The following is a 19,551-nucleotide window of genomic DNA, read 5'->3' as shown; positions in this document are numbered from 1 at the left end:
TATGGCGGGTAAAACATTATTCGATAAGATATGGGATAAGCATGTGGTTCATGAAGTAGAAAACGGACCACAGGCTTTGTATATAGATCGTCACTTTATTCATGAGGTGACAAGTCCGCAAGCGTTTAACGGGCTAAGGCAGAGAGGTATTGGTGTATTCAGGCCTGAAAAAACAGTCGCTACTGCAGACCATAACGTACCTACGGAAAATCAACATTTACCAATCAAGGATCAGCTTTCAAGGCATCAGGTAAATACACTGATCGAAAACTGCAAGGAATTTGGCGTTGAGCTGTATGGTTTGGGACATCCTTACCAGGGTATTGTGCACGTAATCGGCCCCGAGCTGGGCATTACTCAGCCCGGAATGACTATCGTCTGTGGCGATAGTCACACCTCTACACACGGCGCTTTTGGAAACATAGCCTTTGGTATAGGTACCAGCGAAGTTGAGCAGGTATTTGCCACACAATGTATCCTTCAGAAAAAACCGATGAGGATGAAAATCCAGGTCGATGGAGAACTTAAGAAAGGAGTTGTATCCAAGGATATTATCCTGCACATTATTTCAAGACTTACAACAAGTGGTTGTACCGGCTATTTTGTGGAGTTTACGGGTAGTACCATTCAGGGACTTTCTATGGAAGCCCGCATGACCATCTGTAATATGAGTATCGAAATGGGAGCAAGAGGAGGTATGATAGCCCCAGATGAAACTACATTCAGTTACATGAAGGGCCGGGAGTTCGCTCCTAAAGGGGAGGCCTGGGAGAAAAGCCTTGCATACTGGGAAACCCTAAAAACAGATGACGATGCTGTTTTTGATAAGGAATTTTATTTCAATGCTGAAGAAATAGATCCGATGATAACTTACGGCACCAACCCTGCCATGGGCATTGGTATTACAAGCAGTATACCTGCTACCTCTAATGGAAGCACCGACCCAGGCCTGAAGAAAGCACTACAGTATATGGACTTGCAGGGTGGAGCTCAGCTGCTGGGCAAGAAAATAGACTATGTATTTATAGGTAGCTGTACAAATTCGAGAATAGAAGATCTGAGACTGGTTGCCGAACTCGTAAAAGGCAAGAAAAAGGCTGAGCATGTGTACGCAATGATTATACCAGGTTCTCGTCAGGTAGAATTACAAGCCCGTGCTGAAGGACTGGACAAGATACTGGAAAGTGCAGGCTTTGAATTAAGACAACCGGGCTGTTCTGCATGCCTGGGAATGAATGAGGATAAAGTACCTAAAGGCAAGTACTGTGTTTCTACCTCCAACCGAAACTTTGAGGGGAGACAAGGGCCTGGGGCACGTACTATGTTGGCCAGTCCGTTAACAGCGGCAGCAGCAGCCATCAATGGCTATATAACAGATGTAAGAGAGATGATTGATCAATAAAAGCATGGAAAAATTTACAACACTGACATCAACTTGTGTGCCTATACCATTTCAGGATGTGGATACCGACCAGATCATTCCTGCGAGGTTTTTAAAAGCCACTACCCGGGAAGGCTTTGGTGATAACCTTTTCTGCGACTGGAGATATAAGGAAGATGGGCAGCCTAATAAAGATTTTGTGCTGAATGATGAAAAGTATACTGGAGAGATTTTAGTAGCCGGTAAGAACTTCGGTTGTGGCTCCAGTCGCGAACACGCAGCCTGGGCCATTTATGATTATGGTTTTAAGGTAGTTGTTTCAAGCTTTTTTGCCGATATCTTTAAAAACAACGCCTTAAACAATGGACTGCTGCCTGTACAGGTTACTGATGTTTTTTTAGATCAGATATTCTCAACAATTGAAGATGATCCGGAGGCACAGATTAAAGTTAGCCTTGTGGATCAAGAGATAAGTATTATCGGGTCGAACCTGGTTGAAAGTTTCGATATCAACCCATACAAGAAACTTTGCCTTCAAAAGGGCTATGATGACATAGACTTCCTTTTGAGCAAAATTGACGAAATCGAAAAATACGAGTTGGCAGAGGAGGATTAATGAAAGCAGAAACAGTCCTGGGAGAAATTTGGTTTAGGTTTGATCTTTCGGGACTATTTCTCTAACCAAAAACGATAAATGAAAAAGAATATAGCAGTATTATCCGGTGATGGAATAGGCCCCGAAGTAACCGCTCAGGCGCTAAAGGTACTCAAGGTTGTTAGCGAGGTGTACGGACATGAGTTCTCCTACAAAGAAGCTTTGGTAGGTGCCTGCGCCATAGATGCCACTGGGAATCCATTTCCCGAAGAAACCGAAAAAGTATGTCAGCAGGCTGATGCCATACTGTTCGGAGCCATTGGTCACCCAAAGTATGATAATGACCCGAAGGCTAAAGTAAGGCCAGAGCAGGGGCTGTTAGCCATGAGAAAGAACTTAGGACTGTTTGCCAATGTGCGTCCAGTTAAAAGCTATAAAGCACTACTACCCATTTCTCCACTTAAAGAGGAGATCATCGATGGTACCGACTTCGTGGTCTTTCGTGAGCTGACAGGCGGTATTTATTTCGGGCAACCCAGAGGGCGTTCTGAAGATGGTAAAAATGCCTTTGATACATGCACTTATTCTACTGATGAGATTATAAGAGTATCAAAACTGGCATTCGAAGCTGCTCAAAACAGGAGAAAGAAAGTTACTCTGGTGGATAAAGCCAATGTACTGGCTACTTCCAGATTGTGGCGGGAAACTGTTAAAGAACTGGCCGCCGAATACCCTGATGTAGAGCTGGATTTCATGTTTGTTGATAATGCCGCCATGAAGATCATCCAGAACCCTCGCGATTTTGATGTGGTGCTTACCGAAAATATGTTCGGTGACATTATTACAGATGAGGCCTCCGTTATCTCAGGGTCTCTTGGCATGCTACCGTCTGCTTCTGTTGGTCTGAACCAGAGCTTATATGAACCTATACATGGATCTTATCCGCAGGCGGCAGATAAAAATATTGCAAATCCATTTGGTGCTATACTTTCTGCTGCCATGCTTCTGGAGTATTCATTCGGAATGATAGACGAAAGCAAGGCGGTTAACGATGCAGTGATGCAAGCCATGAATGAGGGCTTTGTAACAGAAGATATCAATAAGAAGCAAGCCAAAGGAACCAACGAAGTAGGAGATAAGGTAGCGGAATATATAAAGCAGCTGACTGCAGTTTAACCATAGAGCTATGAAAAAAAATAATGAAAGCCGTTGCACTTTTAAGAATTTTTTATCTAGCTTTATTTCAAGAAATAAAAATGAAGAATCAGAATACCATTATATCACTAGTCATTATTAGCGTCATTATTATGATAGCGAAAGGGGACTGGTGAATCTAGGTATATCTAAAAATATATAAAGCGCCATCCCCACGGATGGCGCTTTTTTTATGTCCAATTTTTAATGAACACAACTTTTAAAGCCATGTATTACAACGACGACACCATAGTTTTCCATGACGGAAAATGGCTAAAAGCCGGAGAGGCCAAAGCAAGTTTGTATGACCAGACCTTACACTACGGCAACGGAGTGTTTGAGGGAATTCGCTCATACAAAAATGTAAACGGATGTAACATCTTCAAAGCGAAGGAGCACTACGACAGGCTACAGTACTCTGCTGAAAAAATGCACGTCAACCTGCCTTACTCTACCGAAGAGCTGATCAACATCACCTATCAGCTTCTCGATAAAAATAACCTTCGTGATGCCTATATCCGGCCAGTGGTCTATTCAGGACCATACATGGGACTTACTCCCGCAGAAGAAACGCATGTTTTTATCGCGGCATGGGAATGGGCAAAATACCTGGGTACTAATCCGCTGCACGTCATGGTGTCTTCGTATCAGCGGCCTAACCCGAAATCCTGCCACGTCGAGGCTAAAGTTGTCGGACATTATACTAATTCAATTCTTGCCACTACCGAAGCCAAGCGCCTGGGGTATGACGAAGGCTTGCTGCTCGATATGCATGGCAATGTAGCAGAAGGTCCCGGAGCCAACTTCTTTTTTGAGAAAGACGGTACACTTTATACGCCGCCTGCCGGTAATATTTTACCAGGTATAACCCGCTCCACGGTTATCGAACTTGCCCGTGAGCTGGATATTAGAGTGGTGGAGAAGCACTTCACTGTGGAAGAAATTTATGGAGCAGATAATGCCTTCTTCACCGGTACAGCCGTGGAAGTAGCGCCAATAGCATCACTTAACGGAGAAGAATTTAAGGGCAATTGGGAAGATTCTGCCGGACACAACATTTACCTGATGTACAGACAGAAGGTACAGTTTAATGAATATCAGGGATTGACAATCGTTTAAGGAATGCAAAAAATATTAAATAAATATAGCCAACAAGTAACTCAGGATCCTACACAGCCGGCCGCACAGGCAATGCTTCATGCCATCGGCCTTTCTGATGAGGACCTTAAAAAACCTCAGGTAGGTATTGTTAGTACCGGTTTCGAAGGGAACCCTTGTAACATGCACCTGAACGATTTGGCAAAGGTAGTGAAGAAAGGAACTATCAGTAATGAGTTGGTAGGACTGATCTTCAACACTATTGGAGTTAGCGATGGTATTTCTATGGGCACACCTGGCATGCGTTACAGCTTGCCATCAAGAGATATTATTGCTGACTCCATTGAAACTGTGGTCAATGCCCAGTCATATGACGGATTGGTAGCGGTAGTTGGATGTGATAAGAATATGCCTGGAGCAATGATGGCGATGGGGCGCCTTAACCGTCCTGCGGTATTGATCTATGGAGGCACTATTGCCCCGGGATGTTACCGCGATCAAAAGCTTGATGTGGTTTCTGCATTTGAAGCTTTGGGACAGAAAATGGCAGGCTCAATTTCGCAGGAAGACTTTCAGGGTATTGTTTCCCATGCCTGTCCGGGACCGGGAGCATGCGGTGGTATGTACACGGCCAATACCATGGCTTCTGCCATAGAGGCTCTCGGTCTTAGCCTTCCTTTCAGCTCATCTAACCCTGCGCAAAGTCCTGAAAAGGAAAATGAATGCATACGGGCAGGAGAGGCAATCAAGTACCTGATTTACAACGACATCAAACCCAGGGATATCGTAACTGCGAAATCTTTTGAGAATGCCGTGGCACTGATAACCGTACTTGGTGGTTCGACCAATGCGGTACTGCATCTGCTGGCCATTGCAAAGGCCTTTGAAGTGCCGCTTACCCTCACTGATTTTCAAAAAGTGAGTGAAAAGACCCCTTTGTTGGCAGACCTTAAACCCAGCGGTAAATACCTCATGGAAGATCTGCACAAAGAAGGAGGCGTTCCTGCGGTAATGAAAATGATGCTGGAAGAAGGCCTGCTGCATGGAGATTGTCTCACCATTACCGGCAAAACTATTAAGGAAAACCTTGCTTTGGTAAATGGACTGGGAGAGAGCCAGCCGATTATTAAACCATTGAACAATCCCATAAAAGCTACCGGACATATCAGAATACTGAAAGGTAACCTGGCTCCGGAAGGAGCAGTGGCAAAGATAACCGGTAAGGAGGGAGAAGTATTTGAAGGCCCTGCCAGGGTATTTGAAGGCGAGTTTGATGCCAACGACGGTCTGGCAGCCGGTCAGGTCAAGTCTGGAGAAGTAGTAGTGATCAGGTATGAAGGCCCCAAAGGTGGCCCGGGTATGCCTGAAATGCTTAAGCCTACCTCTTCAATTATGGGTGCAGGTTTGGGTAAGGAAGTGGCATTGATCACTGACGGCCGGTTTTCGGGAGGCACACATGGTTTTGTAGTGGGGCATATAACTCCTGAAGCGCAGGAGGGAGGCCCGTTGGCCGTAGTAAAAAATGGCGATATAATTCGTATTGATGCCAAAAATGACACCATAGATATACTCATTGACGAAGCTGAATTACAAAACAGGCTAAGTAAATGGGTAGCACCACCACTCAAAAAGACAAGTGGAGTACTTTATAAATATGCCAAAAATGTTTCATCCGCATCGTTGGGATGCATAACTGATCAATAAATTATGGAGACACTGACCAAAACAGTTGGAGCTGAATCAAAAATGACACAGACGATGACAGGCGCTGAGGCCGTCATCCAATCGCTTCTTGCAGAAGATGTCGATACTGTCTTTGGTTATCCCGGTGGGGCTATCATGCCTATTTATGATGCGCTATTCGATTATCAGCATTTTATCAATCACGTATTGGTGCGTCATGAGCAGGGAGCGACACATGCTGCCCAGGGATTCGCCCGGGTGAGCGGTAAGGTTGGCGTTTGCTTTGCCACTTCCGGCCCCGGAGCTACCAACCTCATTACAGGTTTGGCAGACGCCATGATAGATTCCAATCCGTTGGTATGTATAACCGGTCAGGTAGCATCACACCTTTTGGGTACCGATGCTTTTCAGGAAACGGATGTGCTTGGCGTATCTATGGCAGTTACCAAGTGGAACTGCCAGGTAACGAAAGCAGAGGACATTCCCGGGGCTATAGCCAAAGCTTTTTATATCGCCCGTTCTGGCAGGCCGGGACCGGTGTTGATAGACATCACAAAAGATGCGCAGTTTGGACAGCTCGAATTTAGCTACGAACCCTGCGAAATGATAAGAAGCTATGTTCCACGCCAAAAGCTGGACATGGAACGTGCCAAAGAAGCTGCAGAGCTGATCAATAGCGCCAAAAAGCCTTTCCTGCTCGTAGGACAGGGTGTAATACTTGCCCAGGCTGAGCAGGAAGTACTTAACCTGGTGGAAAAAGCCGATATACCCTTTGCATGGACACTGATGGGGCTTTCTGCAATGCCTACCGACCATGAATTGAACATGGGCATGCTCGGTATGCATGGTAACTATGCGCCCAACCTCAAGACCAATGAGTGTGATGTGTTGATCGCCGTGGGTATGAGGTTTGATGATCGCGTTACCGGTGATGTTTCCAAATATGCCAAACAGGCCAAAGTAATTCACATCGAAATTGATCCGGCAGAAATAGACAAGATCATTCCTGCTGATGTGCCCCTGGTGGCCGATGCAAAAGAAGCAGTGTGTGCTTTGAATGAACTGGTTCTGCCTAATAAACATACTGACTGGATCAATAGCTTTAGGGAAACTGCCGCTATTGAGGTGGAGAAAGTAATAACCCAGGACCTGTTTCCTCAAAAAGAGGGAATGACTATGGGCGAAGTAGTGAGAAATGTTAGCCAGAAACTCAATGGAGACGGTGTGCTTGTAACAGACGTAGGCCAGCATCAGATGGCTGCATCACGATACTTTCAGTTCAATAAAACGCGCAGTAATGTAACCTCAGGAGGTCTGGGTACCATGGGCTTTGCCCTGCCGGCAGCTTTGGGGGCTAAACTGGGGTGTCCGGAGAGGGAAGTTGTTGCCGTAATAGGTGACGGTGGATTTCAAATGACGTTACAGGAGCTGGCTACTATTTTTCAAACCAATGCTGCTGTTAAAATCCTGATCCTCAATAACAATTTCCTTGGCATGGTGAGGCAGTGGCAGCAATTGTTTTTTGAGAAGAGGTACTCCTTTACAGAAATGGTCAATCCTGATTTTGTTAAGATCAGTGAAGCATACCGTATACCTGCACTGAAAGTAGAGCGTAGGGAAAACCTTGATGAGGGGATCAACGCCATGCTTGAGTCAGAAGGACCTTTCCTTCTTGAAGTAATTGTAGAGAAAGAAGATAATGTATTTCCGATGGTTCCCACAGGAGCTTCAGTTTCAGATATAAGATTAGAGTAACATGATACGAAAATATACCATAAGCATATTTACCGAGAATTTTTTCGGCCTTCTCAACAGGATAACGATCATTTTTACAAGAAGAAGGATCAATATAGAGAGCCTGACAGTCTCTGAATCAGAGGTCAAGGGTGTGCATCGCTATACGCTGGTGATAAAGTCTGAAGAGGAGAAAGTAAAGAAACTGGTTAAGCAGATTGAGAAGCTTGTAGACGTGCTTAAAGCCTTCTATTATATCAATGAGGAGACGGTTTTCCAGGAGATAGCCCTTTATAAAGTTTCTACCCATGCATTGAAGGAAGGCAGAAATTTTGAGCGGCTAATTAGAGACCACCATGCGCGGATGCTGACTGTTGAGTCTGAATTCGTGGTGATAGAGAAAACCGGACATAAGGAAGAAACGCAGGAGTTGCTGAGAGCAACTACAGCCTTTTGGGGTGCTTGAGTTTGCCAGGTCCGGCAGGGTGGCAGTTTCAAAACCCATGAAAAAGCTTTCATCTTACCTCAGGGAAATGGAAGAAGAACAACTGGTGACTGCATAAGGCACCATAATTTTAAAAAAGAATAATTAACAATAATAATACTATTAAGCTATGGCTAAAATTAATTTCGGCGGAGTAATCGAAGAAGTAGTTACCAGAAGTGAATTTCCTTTAGAAAAAGCGCGTGAAGTGCTAAAAGATGAGACCGTGGCCGTGATCGGCTATGGCGTACAAGGTCCCGGGCAAGCACTGAACCTAAGAGATAATGGCATTAACGTAATTGTTGGCCAGAGAAAAGACTCTAAGACCTGGGATAAGGCTGTTGCCGATGGCTGGGAGCCGGGAAAAACACTTTTTGAAATAGAAGAAGCATGTGAGAGGGGTACTGTTATCCAATACCTGCTTTCTGACGCAGGCCAGATTACACTATGGCCAACTGTAAAGAAATACCTTACACCGGGCAAAGCCCTCTATTTCTCTCACGGTTTTGGCATTACTTATAAAGAAAGAACCGGTATAGTACCTCCTGAAGATGTGGACGTAATTCTTATTGCTCCTAAAGGTTCAGGTACTTCCCTGAGAAGAATGTTCCTGGAAGGTCGTGGACTTAATTCCAGCTATGCGATATTTCAGGATGCTACAGGCAGGGCAAAAGAGCGCGTGGTAGCACTAGGTATAGGTGTAGGTTCAGGTTACCTGTTCGAAACTACATTCAAAAGAGAGGTTTACAGTGATCTTACCGGGGAAAGAGGCTCATTGATGGGTGCTATTCAGGGTATTTTCGCTGCTCAGTATGAAGTGTTGAGAGCCAACGGCCATACGCCATCTGAGGCTTTTAATGAAACGGTTGAAGAATTAACGCAATCCCTTATGCCGCTGGTAGCAGAAAATGGTATGGACTGGATGTATGCCAACTGCTCTACTACAGCCCAGAGAGGTGCACTGGATTGGTGGAAAAAATTCAGGGATGCATCAAAGCCTGTATTTGAAGAGCTTTATTCTGAAGTAGCTAAAGGCAATGAAGCGCAAAAATCAATAGACAGCAACAGTAAATCTGATTACCGTGAAAAGCTTGAAGAAGAACTGAAAGAACTGAGAGAATCAGAGATCTGGCAAGCAGGAGCGGAGGTAAGAAAACTACGCCCTGAAAGCGCGTAAGTATTCCTGACTAATATAAGCTATATCAGAAGCCTTGCAGAAGCAGGGGTCTGATATAGCTTAACTCAATTCCGGAGCATAGAAAAGTGAGAGAGATAAATCCTAATGTAATGCCTCAAACAAAAGTCAACAGAATATCCATAGACAACATACTTACGGCGGCGGAGAACCTTAAAGGTGTGGCCATAAGGACCCCCTTAATGCCCAACCACCATTTGTCGGAACGCTATGGAGCCAATATTCAGCTTAAAAGAGAAGATCTGCAGGTGGTGCGGTCATACAAAATCCGTGGGGCATATAACATGATCCAGGGTCTGAATGAGGAGCAGTTAAAAAATGGTGTGGCATGTGCCAGCGCCGGGAACCACGCTCAGGGCGTTGCGCTGGCTTGCAGCTTAAAAAAGATCAAAGGTACTATATTCATGCCCTCGCCTACGCCAAGCCAGAAGGTCAACCAGGTCAAAATGTTTGGTAAAGAGTACATTGAAGTAGTGCTTACCGGAGATACTTTTGACGATGCTTTTCATGAAGCGACAGCATTTTGTGAAAGAATGAAGTTGCCTTTATCCCTCCGTTTGATGATGAAAAGATCATTGAAGGACAAGCAACAGTCGGCAAAGAAATACTGGAAGACAGCAACGAGCCTGTCGACTATCTCATTTTGCCCATTGGGGGTGGTGGGCTGGCAGCAGGTCTTGCCAGTTATTTTAAAGTACTCTCACCATCGACCAGGATCATCGGTGTAGAGCCTGCCGGCGCTTCTGCTATGAAAACCTCCATAGAAAAAGGTGAAATAGTAACCCTCGACAACATAGACAAGTTTGTGGATGGTGCAGCGGTAAAAAGGGTTGGTGATATCACCTTTGAAATTTGCAGAGAGCTGCTTGATGATGTTATAACTGTGCCCGAAGGTCAGGTATGTGGGGAAATATTGAGGCTATACAACGAACAGGCCATTGTGGTAGAGCCTGCCGGAGCCCTTTCCATTACTGCATTAAATGCTCTGAAAGATGAGATCAAAGGCAAAAATGTAGTATGTGTGGTCAGCGGTAGTAACAATGACATTACACGAACCATGGAGATCAAAGAGCGTTCATTGTTATATGACGGACTGAAACATTATTTTATAGTAAACTTTCCGCAGAGGGCAGGAGCATTGAGAGAGTTTCTCACCGAGGTATTGGGGAAAAATGATGACATTACTCATTTCGAATACTCCAAAAAGAATAGCCGTGAAAGAGGACCTGCACTGATAGGTATAGAACTGCAAAACAGGGAAGATCTCGAGCCTTTAATGTCACGAATGGAAGTGAAAAGATTTAAGTACGAATATATCAATGATCAACCTCAGTTGTTTCATTATTTAATTTAATCTCAGAGTTGAACAATCCCTAAAGAAAAGGCTTCCGGCATAGTGCCAGAAGCCTTTTTGTTTAAGCATGCCCGTTTCCTAATGATGCATGCGATAGGTAGGTGATTTAGTTAATTAACAGAAATTAAGGGCATTGCTCACCCGGTCTGAGAGGCCTTGAGCTTTGAGATACTGATATGGTCTTGGTGCCGGCTGCACCGCCGTCAATGGTCACAGTACCCCTTCTTATAGGTTCACATGGCATGTTGTATGGAGAAACACTTATCGTGAACGTACCACTGTTTGAACCGCTTGCAGGAGAAACAGAAATCCATCCGGCATTGTCAGTTACTGTCCAGTTTACATTAGCCGAAACTGTGATAGTGCGGCTGCCCGATGTGTACCCAAAACCTACAGAGGTAGGGGAAACTGTCAAAGTAGGATCGCCTGGAGGGTTGGTAGAGCCTGGATACAAAGTGGTTAAGGCAGTAGCATCATAGTTGCTGAATTCTCCATTTTCAGAACCATTGAAGCAAGCAAGCATGATAGAGTTCATATCAACATTTGTAGTTGCCGGTGTCCCGGGGATATGAATTGCACCAACTCCCGCACCTCCTTCATTACCTCCTGAGCCGCAGGAAATAGACCTGTTGAAATAATCAGTATGACGTAAGCCTACACAATGACCGATTTCATGGGTCATAACATGTTCAACTACATCTGTACCGTAATTGACGGTTCCTGCCTGTATTTCCACCCATTTATAAGGATTTCCTCCTGTAGGGAAACCAGCTCTTCCTCCTCCACTACCCGAAACCCGCGTAACAACAATATCATAGCTGCCGGAATTTGTGCCAAAGGCCAATGTGAAATCCAGGCCGAGGTTCAGGTTGTTGTAATTGTCTACAGCCATTTGTAAGGCGGATCTCATAGTGGCATCCAGGTATGAACTGTTGCTGCCACTGCCATAGTAGCCGAGAACTTTGATGGTTTTAGGAGAGCTAACCAGGTTCGTAGTTCGGTATTGCTCTGTAGTAGGCCCGTCATGGGTATCAGGTAACATGGCTGCCAGTTGCTTTGGCGAAATCTTGATGTCATTTTCAAGAACATAAACCTGCTCGGACTCTCCGGTTACTGGGTTATTAAAGGTAACAAACCTGATGTCGCTGACATCAAATCCAAGTTCAGTAAACTGGGCCAGGGTTTCTTCACTAATTTGTGGTTCCTGAACGGGGTCAACTGCGGGCTCTTCCGTACAGGAGAACACCACAAAAGCCAGGAGCGCTACCAGTCCCAGCAATGAAATTCTGATCTTTTTCATTTTTGTTGGTTTTAGTTAATAAATGGTTTATTTGGTTATTCATTATAAAGATATGCGGAATGAGTTTCGTTGGAAATCCCTGTTTTCGGTTATAATTTTTTATACCTGAAATGTGCTATAACCTCTGGTAAAAGACTAGGGGTCATTTATTTTTTATAGAGAAGTGGATTTACGATTTTTGCATCGTGTTGAGATATTTTCAAAATAAAAAGAGACGATGTAGACTACTGGTCTTAGCGGTTTTAATCACCGGATATTATTTTTTACTACCGGATACCCTGTTTGATGATCCCTATTCCACTTCGCTCGAGAGCAGGGAGGGACAGTTACTGGGCGCGGCTATTGCGCCAGATGGACAGTGGCGATTTGCGGAAATGGACTCTGTTCCTGAGAAGTTTGAAGAGGCGATCATACACTTCGAGGATGAAGGATTTTACTACCATCCCGGAGTCAATCCCTTTGCCCTGCTGCGTGCCACCTGGCAAAACCTGAGCTCCGGCAAAGTAGTTAGCGGAGGTAGTACCCTTACCATGCAACTCGTGCGGCTTAGCAGGCGCGATAAGCCACGAACTCTATGGCAGAAGCTCATTGAGATCGTAATGGCCACCCGGGTTGAGTTTTCCTACTCCAAGGAAGAAATCCTTGCTATGTATGCATCTCACGCCCCATTTGGAGGCAATGTAGTCGGTCTCAACACAGCAACATGGAGATACTTCAACAGAGGGCCGGGGGACATCTCATGGGGAGAGGCTGCATTGCTGGCAGTGTTACCCAACAGCCCGGGCCTGATTCATCCTGGTAGAAACAGAAATGAACTGCGGGTTAAAAGAAACCGGTTACTGGATAAGCTACTCTCAGAAAGTATTATTGATTCCTTGACGAACCAGCTTGCAAAATCAGAGCCCATTCCTGATGAACCTTTACCATTGCCTCAGCTGGCTCCTCATCTGCTCACCAGGGCCATTCAGGATGGCAAACAACAGCAAAATATTGCAAGCACAATAGATATATCTCTTCAGAGAAGAATAACAAGAATAATTGAAAATCATCACCGTACTTTAAAGGGTAATGAAGTATATAATGCTGCAGCGATTGTTGCCAATGTTCAGTCGGGCGAGGTATTGGCTTATGTGGGCAACGTGTGGCAAGCCGGGAGCCAGCATGACAATTATGTGGATATAATTACTGCGCCAAGAAGTACAGGAAGTATTTTGAAGCCCTTTCTATACGCAGCCATGCTTGACGAGGGCCAGATATTGCCGTCATCACTCATTCCTGATGTACCTGTCTTTATCAATGGATTTGCCCCTAAAAATTTCTCAAGAACGTATGACGGGGCTGTATCCGCTAACCGTGCTTTGTCCCGGTCATTGAATGTACCCGCGGTGCAGATGCTTAGGGAATATCGCTATGAAAAATTTCATTCTCTTCTCAATGAGCTAGGAATGACCACGCTTACACAATCGCCGGATCACTATGGTTTATCCCTGATACTCGGAGGTGCAGAGGGTACACTTTGGGATATCAGTGGGATGTATGCAGGACTTGCCCGTACGTTGAACCATTATAACTCACATACTGATAATTACCGATATAGCGAGTCAGGATTCCGCCCGCTTCATTATACAGAGCAGCCTTCTTCTGAGCCGGAGACAAGATCCGGAATGGGTATACTGAGCGCAGCATCTGTTTATCATACAATGGAGGCGCTTCTCGAGGTTTACAGGCCTACTGAAGAGTCGTCATGGGAAATGTTCGATTCCTCTCAAAAAATAGCATGGAAAACAGGTACCAGTTTTGGCTACAGAGATGCCTGGGCAGTAGGAGTCACTTCAACGTATGTGGTAGGAGTATGGGTAGGAAATGCTGATGGTGAGGGGCGTCCCGGCCTTACCGGAATACAGGCTGCCGCACCATTAATGTTTGATGTTTTTGATGTTTTGCAAAAGTCAGCCTGGTTTGATCAGCCCATAGCGGAAATGTTACCCATGAGCGTATGCCGGGAAAGTGGTTATAGAGCCACGGAGCTATGTACGCTGGTAGATACCCTGCAAATAATTAAATCAGGTAGCAGAACCAAAAACTGCCCTTTTCATAAAGCAGTGCACCTTGATGTCAACGGATATCGTGTTCATGCGGATTGCGAACCTGTTGATAAAATAGTACACACTTCATGGTTCGTATTGCCGCCGGTTCAGGAGTATTACTATAGGTCTAAAAATCCGTCGTACCGAAAGCTTCCTCCTTTTCGTAAAGACTGTATTTCAGACCAGATGAACATCGCCACGATGGACGTTATATATCCTAAAAAAAATTCAATTATTTACATTCCTAAGGAGCTTGACGGGACACTTGGGAGTGCTGTTTTTGAGGTTGCACATCGCAGGCCTGAAACTACTATTTTTTGGCATCTCAATGATCAATTCATAGGGACGACCACAAGGATTCATCAGCTTTCCGTGAGTCCTCCGGCCGGAAACTACGAGTTGACACTTGTAGATGATGAGGGAGAATATATCACTCAACAATTCGAAATTATTTCAGAATCAGATAAATAGGTGTCACTTTCGTTGGTAAAAAATGGTGAGTTAGTTATATTATTTTAATTTTTACTATCTTTAGACATTGAATTTTTTAAACTTAAGATATGGTAAGCCAAATAATTTCCAGGAGGCTCAGGTTCTTGCCTCTATTTTTTATCGTTTTGCTAGGTTTTCCGAATGCAGGGTATACCTCGGAAGATAACACAGAGCCAAATTCCGCGCAGACTAGCTATGTAGTGATTGGTGCATTCGCTTATCAAAATAATGCAATACGCTTTACGGCATATGCCAGGGAGCAATCCCTTGATGCGAACTATGCACTCAACCCTGACCGCAACTTATATTACGTATATGTGTTTTCTTCACCAAATGTAACCGAGGCTATTCAAGAAGTCCGACGTGTAAGAGCAATTGCAGGCTTTGGAGATGCCTGGGTATACCAGGGTTCTTTGGGAGAATCGACCATCTCCACCCCAACAGTTAAGACCTATCAGGAAGAGGATATTGAGCAGATTGATGAAGCATATGAGCCGGAAGAGACCGGGGCTGAACCCTCTGAGGAAGAAGAGTTCCTTGAACAGGAGGAAGAGCTGGTAATGGAAGAGAGCGAACCTGAGATAGCTGAAGAAGTATCTGAGAACAGAATAGATAAAAGAGAAGGATATTACTATTTATACTTTAATGCCATTAATAAAAAAACGCTAAAGGAAGTAAAAGGTAATATTAAGATTCTGGATCTTGAGCGAATAAAGGAAATAGGACAGGGGAAAACACATGAAATTGTGGAGTTGAGGGATCCAAACAACGGTACACGCAGAATTAAACTCATAAGTGATATATTCGGTTTCAGAGAGATTCAGCATGAAGTAGATCTGGATGATCCTGTCAACGATACCACAAAGGCGTATACTTCGGTAGTTGGAGACTCAATAATTGTAGATTTTGAACTTCAGAGATTCAAAAAAGGTGACGTGATTGTGATGTACAATGTCTATTTTTTCATTGATGCAGCCATTATGAAGCCTGAGTCAGTTTATGAGCTCAACAGCTTCCTTGATATGCTTACGGAAAATCAAAACCTTAAGGTGATGATCCATGGACATACCAATGGTAACTCGCATGGTAAGATAATTCACCTTAACCCTGATGATAAAAACTTTTTTAATATCAATGCCAACCATCAGGAGACTGTTGGAAGTGCAAAGAAATTGTCATTGTTCAGAGCTGAGGCCATTAAGGAATGGATGCTACAGCAGGGCATTAGCGAAGATCGAATTGAAGTAAAAGGGTGGGGAGGTAAAAGAATGCTATATGATAAGTTCGACCCCCTGGCCCATAAAAATGTCCGTGTGGAAGTAGAGATACTTGCAGATTAGCATATTCCAGATCTAATTTTACAGGTACCTCAGCATATTATTTATTATATTGAACCTTAAACCTAACCTCATTGCCTTTATGTTTTTTGACATTTGCCCCATTACTAAAAAAACTCTGGCCTTATGTATAAGCATTCTTGTGGCCATGCCGTTGCTCACCTTTGCCCAAAAACAAAGACCCTCGGAAATGGTCGCGGGTTATTATGTTGTGGTTGGGGCTTATTCGGCTAACAAAGAGCATTATGCCAGGCGCTATGTCGATGAAATTAGCAAAGCCGGCAAAGAGGTGGATTATGGTTTTAATAGTAAAAAGAACCTGTTTTTTGTATACCTGGACTACTCTCAGAATTATAAGGCGGCGATTAGTGAAATGCGACGCACCAGAGAAAATGAGCAGTTTGGTGACGCCTGGGTTTTTGTTTGTTCAGGTGGTTCTGGTTTAGTAATGACTGAGGAGGAAAAGCAACGGGCCGAAAAAACCACTGAAGCACTAAATAAAGAGGTAGGTAAGCTTGATGACCTTTACGCCGAGAAATTTGATAAAGAAGAAAAGAACAAAGGTGAAAATGCCGGAGATAAAGGAGAACCTGCTACTGAGGATGAGGTAGGGGAAGGTCAGGAAGAGATAGCCGAGGGGGGCAATAACATAACAAAGGCTAAAACCGGTACCTTAAGTGACTATCAGCTACTGTTTATACTGGAAAATGCCCGCAACAGTAAAGAGGTGAAGGGCGATGTACAGATCATAGATGCAGAAAGGGCCAAGCTGCTGACCGTGGTACCTGGAGATGAACAGGTAGAACTATCGGATCCGAATAACGGTACCGGAGAGCTTACCCTCATTTGCGATGTTTTTGGATTCAGGAAAAGTCAAAAAAGCCTAAATTATTATCACCCTTTTAAAGATACTATCTCAACCGAAATCAATGTACTTCCTGACGTTTATGTAGTAAACTTTGATCTGGTACGCTATCATGTGGGTGATATCGTAGTTATGTACAATGTCTATTATTACAATGATGCTGCTGTTATGAGACCTGATTCAAAGTATGAAGTCAACAGTCTGCTGGAAATGATGAAGGAAAACCCTAACTATAAGATCAGGATACACGGACATACTAATGGAAAAAGCCCTGGAAAGATCATAACCATGGGCGATTCGGACAAATACTTTGCTCTGGCAGACAGCAATAAACAGGGGTTTGGTTCTGCAAAGCAGCTTTCAAAAGAAAGGGCTGAAATCATTAAATCCTACCTGGTTGATGAAGGCATAGCGGCCGATCGAATGGAAATTAAAGCCTGGGGAGGAAGAAGAATGTTGTACGACAAATTCAGCCCTCAGGCCAAGCATAACGTGAGAGTAGAAATTGAGATTTTGGAAGAATAATTTTAAAATTTAAATAAACCGGATGTATTAAGCGATTATGAAAACTTATTTCATCAAACTTGTTGATTTTATAGAATTGGTCTGATGCTGCCGTTCCTGTCAGCTTGTTGGTAGGCTGTCTTATTCCTTATCTGAAGTGCTGGTCTCCGGCAAATTCTCTTACAGGTTCCCATTATATATTTACAGCACTTTTCGGAGTCTCAGATGCTATTGATGACCCGTTGGCAATCATTGCTCTGTTTGAATCAGGGGGGCTGGAGGACTATTTTATGTGAGAAATAAGCATACAGGTAGTGAAGTTTGCACCCGTGAAGAAACCACTATGCACAATGCCTTTTCCACCACCACTGAAATACGATTAGAGCCCAAACCTGCGCATGCACGTCTCCCGGATTTGATGAGAAAAGTTTGCGCTTTAACTTTCTAATCTCTGCCACATTAAAAATACCCTGCTGCTCAACGAAATCATCCCTTAACAAATCATCATTGATCATTGATCTCATTTCATTTCTAAACCATTTGAGAAGCGGAACTTCAAACCCCTTTTTCGGTCTATTGTATAACTCAGGAGGAAGAATGTCTCTAAAACTGTCCTGAACTATTCTTTTTCTGATCTGTCCGTTTATTTTTGAGGACGCAGGCAGCGAAAAAGCAAATTCAACAACTTCGTGATCGAGGAATGGTACGCGCACCTCAAGGCTGTTTGCCATGGACATTCGGTCAACTTTGGTGAGCATGTCATCAGGCAGTACGAGATTTACATCGGTATATAGAATGTCATTGATGTCCTCTTTAAGAGGTATTTCACTGAGAATATTATTCTTAAAATCGAGATAGTTCTGGCGGTCCAGTGCCAACAGGCTGTCAGGTGTTAAAAGTTTGTCTATATAGGATTCGGTAGCAAAGCCGGCCCACTGCCAGTAGCGTTCCTTGCTGGTGAGTTTCATTCCTTTGCCGAAGCGGTGCAGCTGTCTGAATTTGTTTGTTAAAGGATTACTCCTCGATTTGGGAAGCAGCCCCCAAAGCGGAGTAAGCGCCGCTACAGCTTTGGCAGCCGAATTTCCCGAAATCATTTTTAGAAATGCCGAGTGCTTATTGTAACCAGAAAATAATTCGTCCGCTCCATCACCGGAAAGTGCTACAGTAGAGTGTTTGCGTGTTTCTTTTGACAGAATATAAACGGCTATTGCAGATGAGTCTGCAAAAGGCTCATCTATATAGTTCAGGATGTCATTTACATGCTCATAAAGATCCCTATTGGTCAGGGAGAATACAGTATGGTCCGATCCGATTTTCCTGGCTACCATACGTGCATATTCAGTTTCATCAAAAAACTTCTCGTCCTTATAACCAATGGAGAAAGTATGGAGATCAGGCTTGTGACGATGTGCCAGCGTAGCTATTACAGATGAGTCTATACCTCCGCTTAAAAAGGATCCCACCGGCACGTCAGCTACCAGCCGCTTTTGCACGGATTGTTCCATGAGCTGGCATAGCTTTGCTTTTTGCTCGTCATAACTCATGGAAGTATACTTACTCTTATCAAATGGAATTTTATAGAAACACTCTTTCTGAACTTCTCCGTTTTTAATAAATAGTGTATGGCCGGGGAGGAGCTTTTTTACCTCTGTAAAAATGGTTTTTGGAGCGGGTATGTAATTCAGTTGTAAATAGGTATAGAGCGCAGAATAATCGATGGTCTTATCAATGCCATAGGCCAGAATGGACTTCATTTCGGAGGCAAAAAGCACCCTGTTTTCATCTTGCACATAATAAAGAGGCTTGATACCCAACCTGTCCCGGGCTATAAATACGGATTGTTCTTCCCTGTCATAGATGGCAAACGCAAAAAAGCCATTCAACTTTTGCAGGCATGCCTGGCCTTCAGTGATATAGAGATTGAGGAGTACTTCAGTATCGGAACTGGAGGTGAATTTTATGCCCTTGGCAAGAAGTTCATCTCTCAGGTCTCTATAATTAAAGATCTCTCCGTTGAACACGATAACATACCGGCCACTTTGATCCGACATAGGCTGGTGGCCACTTGCCGTAGTGTCGATAATTGATAGCCTTCTATGGCCAAGGGCTACGGTATTGTCATGGTAGATATCCTGAAAGTCAGGGCCTCTGCGATCGAGAGCCATGGTGGCGTTGGTTACATTGATCATGCTGATCCTGCCGACCATATTAAAAGCGTATACTCCGGTTATTCCACACATATCTGCAA

Annotated in this window: 13 protein-coding genes and 1 pseudogene; 12 read left to right on the top strand and 2 right to left on the bottom strand. The window is 44.0% G+C overall.

Translation table 11 applies throughout. The annotated features are described in order from the left end of the window. Nucleotide 1: 1 nt before the first annotated feature. The 9 genes and pseudogenes from leuC to ilvA all read left to right on the top strand — a co-directional run bounded on the left by leuC (nucleotide 2) and on the right by ilvA (nucleotide 10,718). On the top strand, nucleotides 2-1,402 hold the full coding sequence (gene leuC / locus LVD17_RS03480; RefSeq protein WP_233764780.1) for a 3-isopropylmalate dehydratase large subunit: 1,401 nt from the start codon (nucleotides 2-4) through the stop codon (nucleotides 1,400-1,402). A gap of 4 nt (nucleotides 1,403-1,406) precedes the next feature. Continuing rightward, complete coding sequence (gene leuD, locus LVD17_RS03475) at nucleotides 1,407-1,997, top strand: 3-isopropylmalate dehydratase small subunit (protein ID WP_233764778.1); 591 nt, start codon at nucleotides 1,407-1,409, stop codon at nucleotides 1,995-1,997. A 78-nt stretch (nucleotides 1,998-2,075) separates the two neighbouring features. Beyond that, nucleotides 2,076-3,152, top strand: coding sequence for a 3-isopropylmalate dehydrogenase (gene leuB / locus LVD17_RS03470; protein ID WP_233764777.1), 1,077 nt, complete (start codon nucleotides 2,076-2,078; stop codon nucleotides 3,150-3,152). A 225-nt stretch (nucleotides 3,153-3,377) separates the two neighbouring features. Further along, complete coding sequence (locus tag LVD17_RS03465; RefSeq protein ID WP_233764776.1) at nucleotides 3,378-4,289, top strand: branched-chain amino acid transaminase; 912 nt, start codon at nucleotides 3,378-3,380, stop codon at nucleotides 4,287-4,289. A gap of 3 nt (nucleotides 4,290-4,292) precedes the next feature. Then, on the top strand, nucleotides 4,293-5,972 hold the full coding sequence (ilvD, locus tag LVD17_RS03460; RefSeq protein ID WP_233764775.1) for a dihydroxy-acid dehydratase: 1,680 nt from the start codon (nucleotides 4,293-4,295) through the stop codon (nucleotides 5,970-5,972). A gap of 3 nt (nucleotides 5,973-5,975) precedes the next feature. Further along, entirely contained in the window at nucleotides 5,976-7,706 is a 1,731-nt protein-coding gene (gene ilvB, locus LVD17_RS03455) for a biosynthetic-type acetolactate synthase large subunit (RefSeq protein ID WP_233764774.1), read from the top strand. A 1-nt stretch (nucleotide 7,707) separates the two neighbouring features. Then, entirely contained in the window at nucleotides 7,708-8,151 is a 444-nt protein-coding gene (gene ilvN / locus LVD17_RS03450; RefSeq protein ID WP_306415979.1) for an acetolactate synthase small subunit, read from the top strand. Nucleotides 8,152-8,299: 148 nt separating this feature from the next. Next, a complete protein-coding gene (gene ilvC, locus LVD17_RS03445) occupies nucleotides 8,300-9,346 on the top strand; it encodes a ketol-acid reductoisomerase (protein WP_233764773.1) in 1,047 nt (348 codons plus the stop codon). 110 nt (nucleotides 9,347-9,456) lie between these two features. Beyond that, nucleotides 9,457-10,718 (top strand): annotated as a pseudogene (gene ilvA, locus LVD17_RS03440) (threonine ammonia-lyase IlvA). 124 nt (nucleotides 10,719-10,842) lie between these two features. Here the strand turns inward: ilvA and LVD17_RS03435 are convergent. After that, a complete protein-coding gene (locus LVD17_RS03435) occupies nucleotides 10,843-12,018 on the bottom strand; it encodes a M57 family metalloprotease (RefSeq protein WP_233764772.1) in 1,176 nt (391 codons plus the stop codon). A 185-nt stretch (nucleotides 12,019-12,203) separates the two neighbouring features. Here LVD17_RS03435 and pbpC point away from each other — a divergent pair, with 185 nt between their 5' ends. The 3 genes from pbpC to LVD17_RS03420 all read left to right on the top strand — a co-directional run bounded on the left by pbpC (nucleotide 12,204) and on the right by LVD17_RS03420 (nucleotide 17,324). Continuing rightward, nucleotides 12,204-14,576, top strand: coding sequence for a penicillin-binding protein 1C (gene pbpC, locus LVD17_RS03430; protein ID WP_233764771.1), 2,373 nt, complete (start codon nucleotides 12,204-12,206; stop codon nucleotides 14,574-14,576). Between the two features lie 89 nt (nucleotides 14,577-14,665). Next, a complete protein-coding gene (locus tag LVD17_RS03425) occupies nucleotides 14,666-15,937 on the top strand; it encodes an OmpA family protein (protein ID WP_233764770.1) in 1,272 nt (423 codons plus the stop codon). A 79-nt stretch (nucleotides 15,938-16,016) separates the two neighbouring features. Further along, a complete protein-coding gene (locus LVD17_RS03420; protein WP_233764769.1) occupies nucleotides 16,017-17,324 on the top strand; it encodes an OmpA family protein in 1,308 nt (435 codons plus the stop codon). 320 nt (nucleotides 17,325-17,644) lie between these two features. Here LVD17_RS03420 and asnB read toward each other — a convergent pair whose 3' ends face one another. Continuing rightward, nucleotides 17,645-19,543 (bottom strand): asparagine synthase (glutamine-hydrolyzing), encoded by a 1,899-nt coding sequence (gene asnB, locus LVD17_RS03415; protein ID WP_233764767.1) that lies wholly within the window; start codon nucleotides 19,541-19,543, stop codon nucleotides 17,645-17,647. Between the last annotated feature and the right edge of the window lie 8 nt (nucleotides 19,544-19,551).

The organism is Fulvivirga ulvae, from assembly GCF_021389975.1.
Taxonomy (GTDB): Bacteria; Bacteroidota; Bacteroidia; order Cytophagales; family Cyclobacteriaceae; genus Fulvivirga; species Fulvivirga ulvae.
The sequence above is the reverse complement of the archived record's forward strand: the minus strand, read 5'-3'. Positions and strand labels throughout refer to the sequence as shown.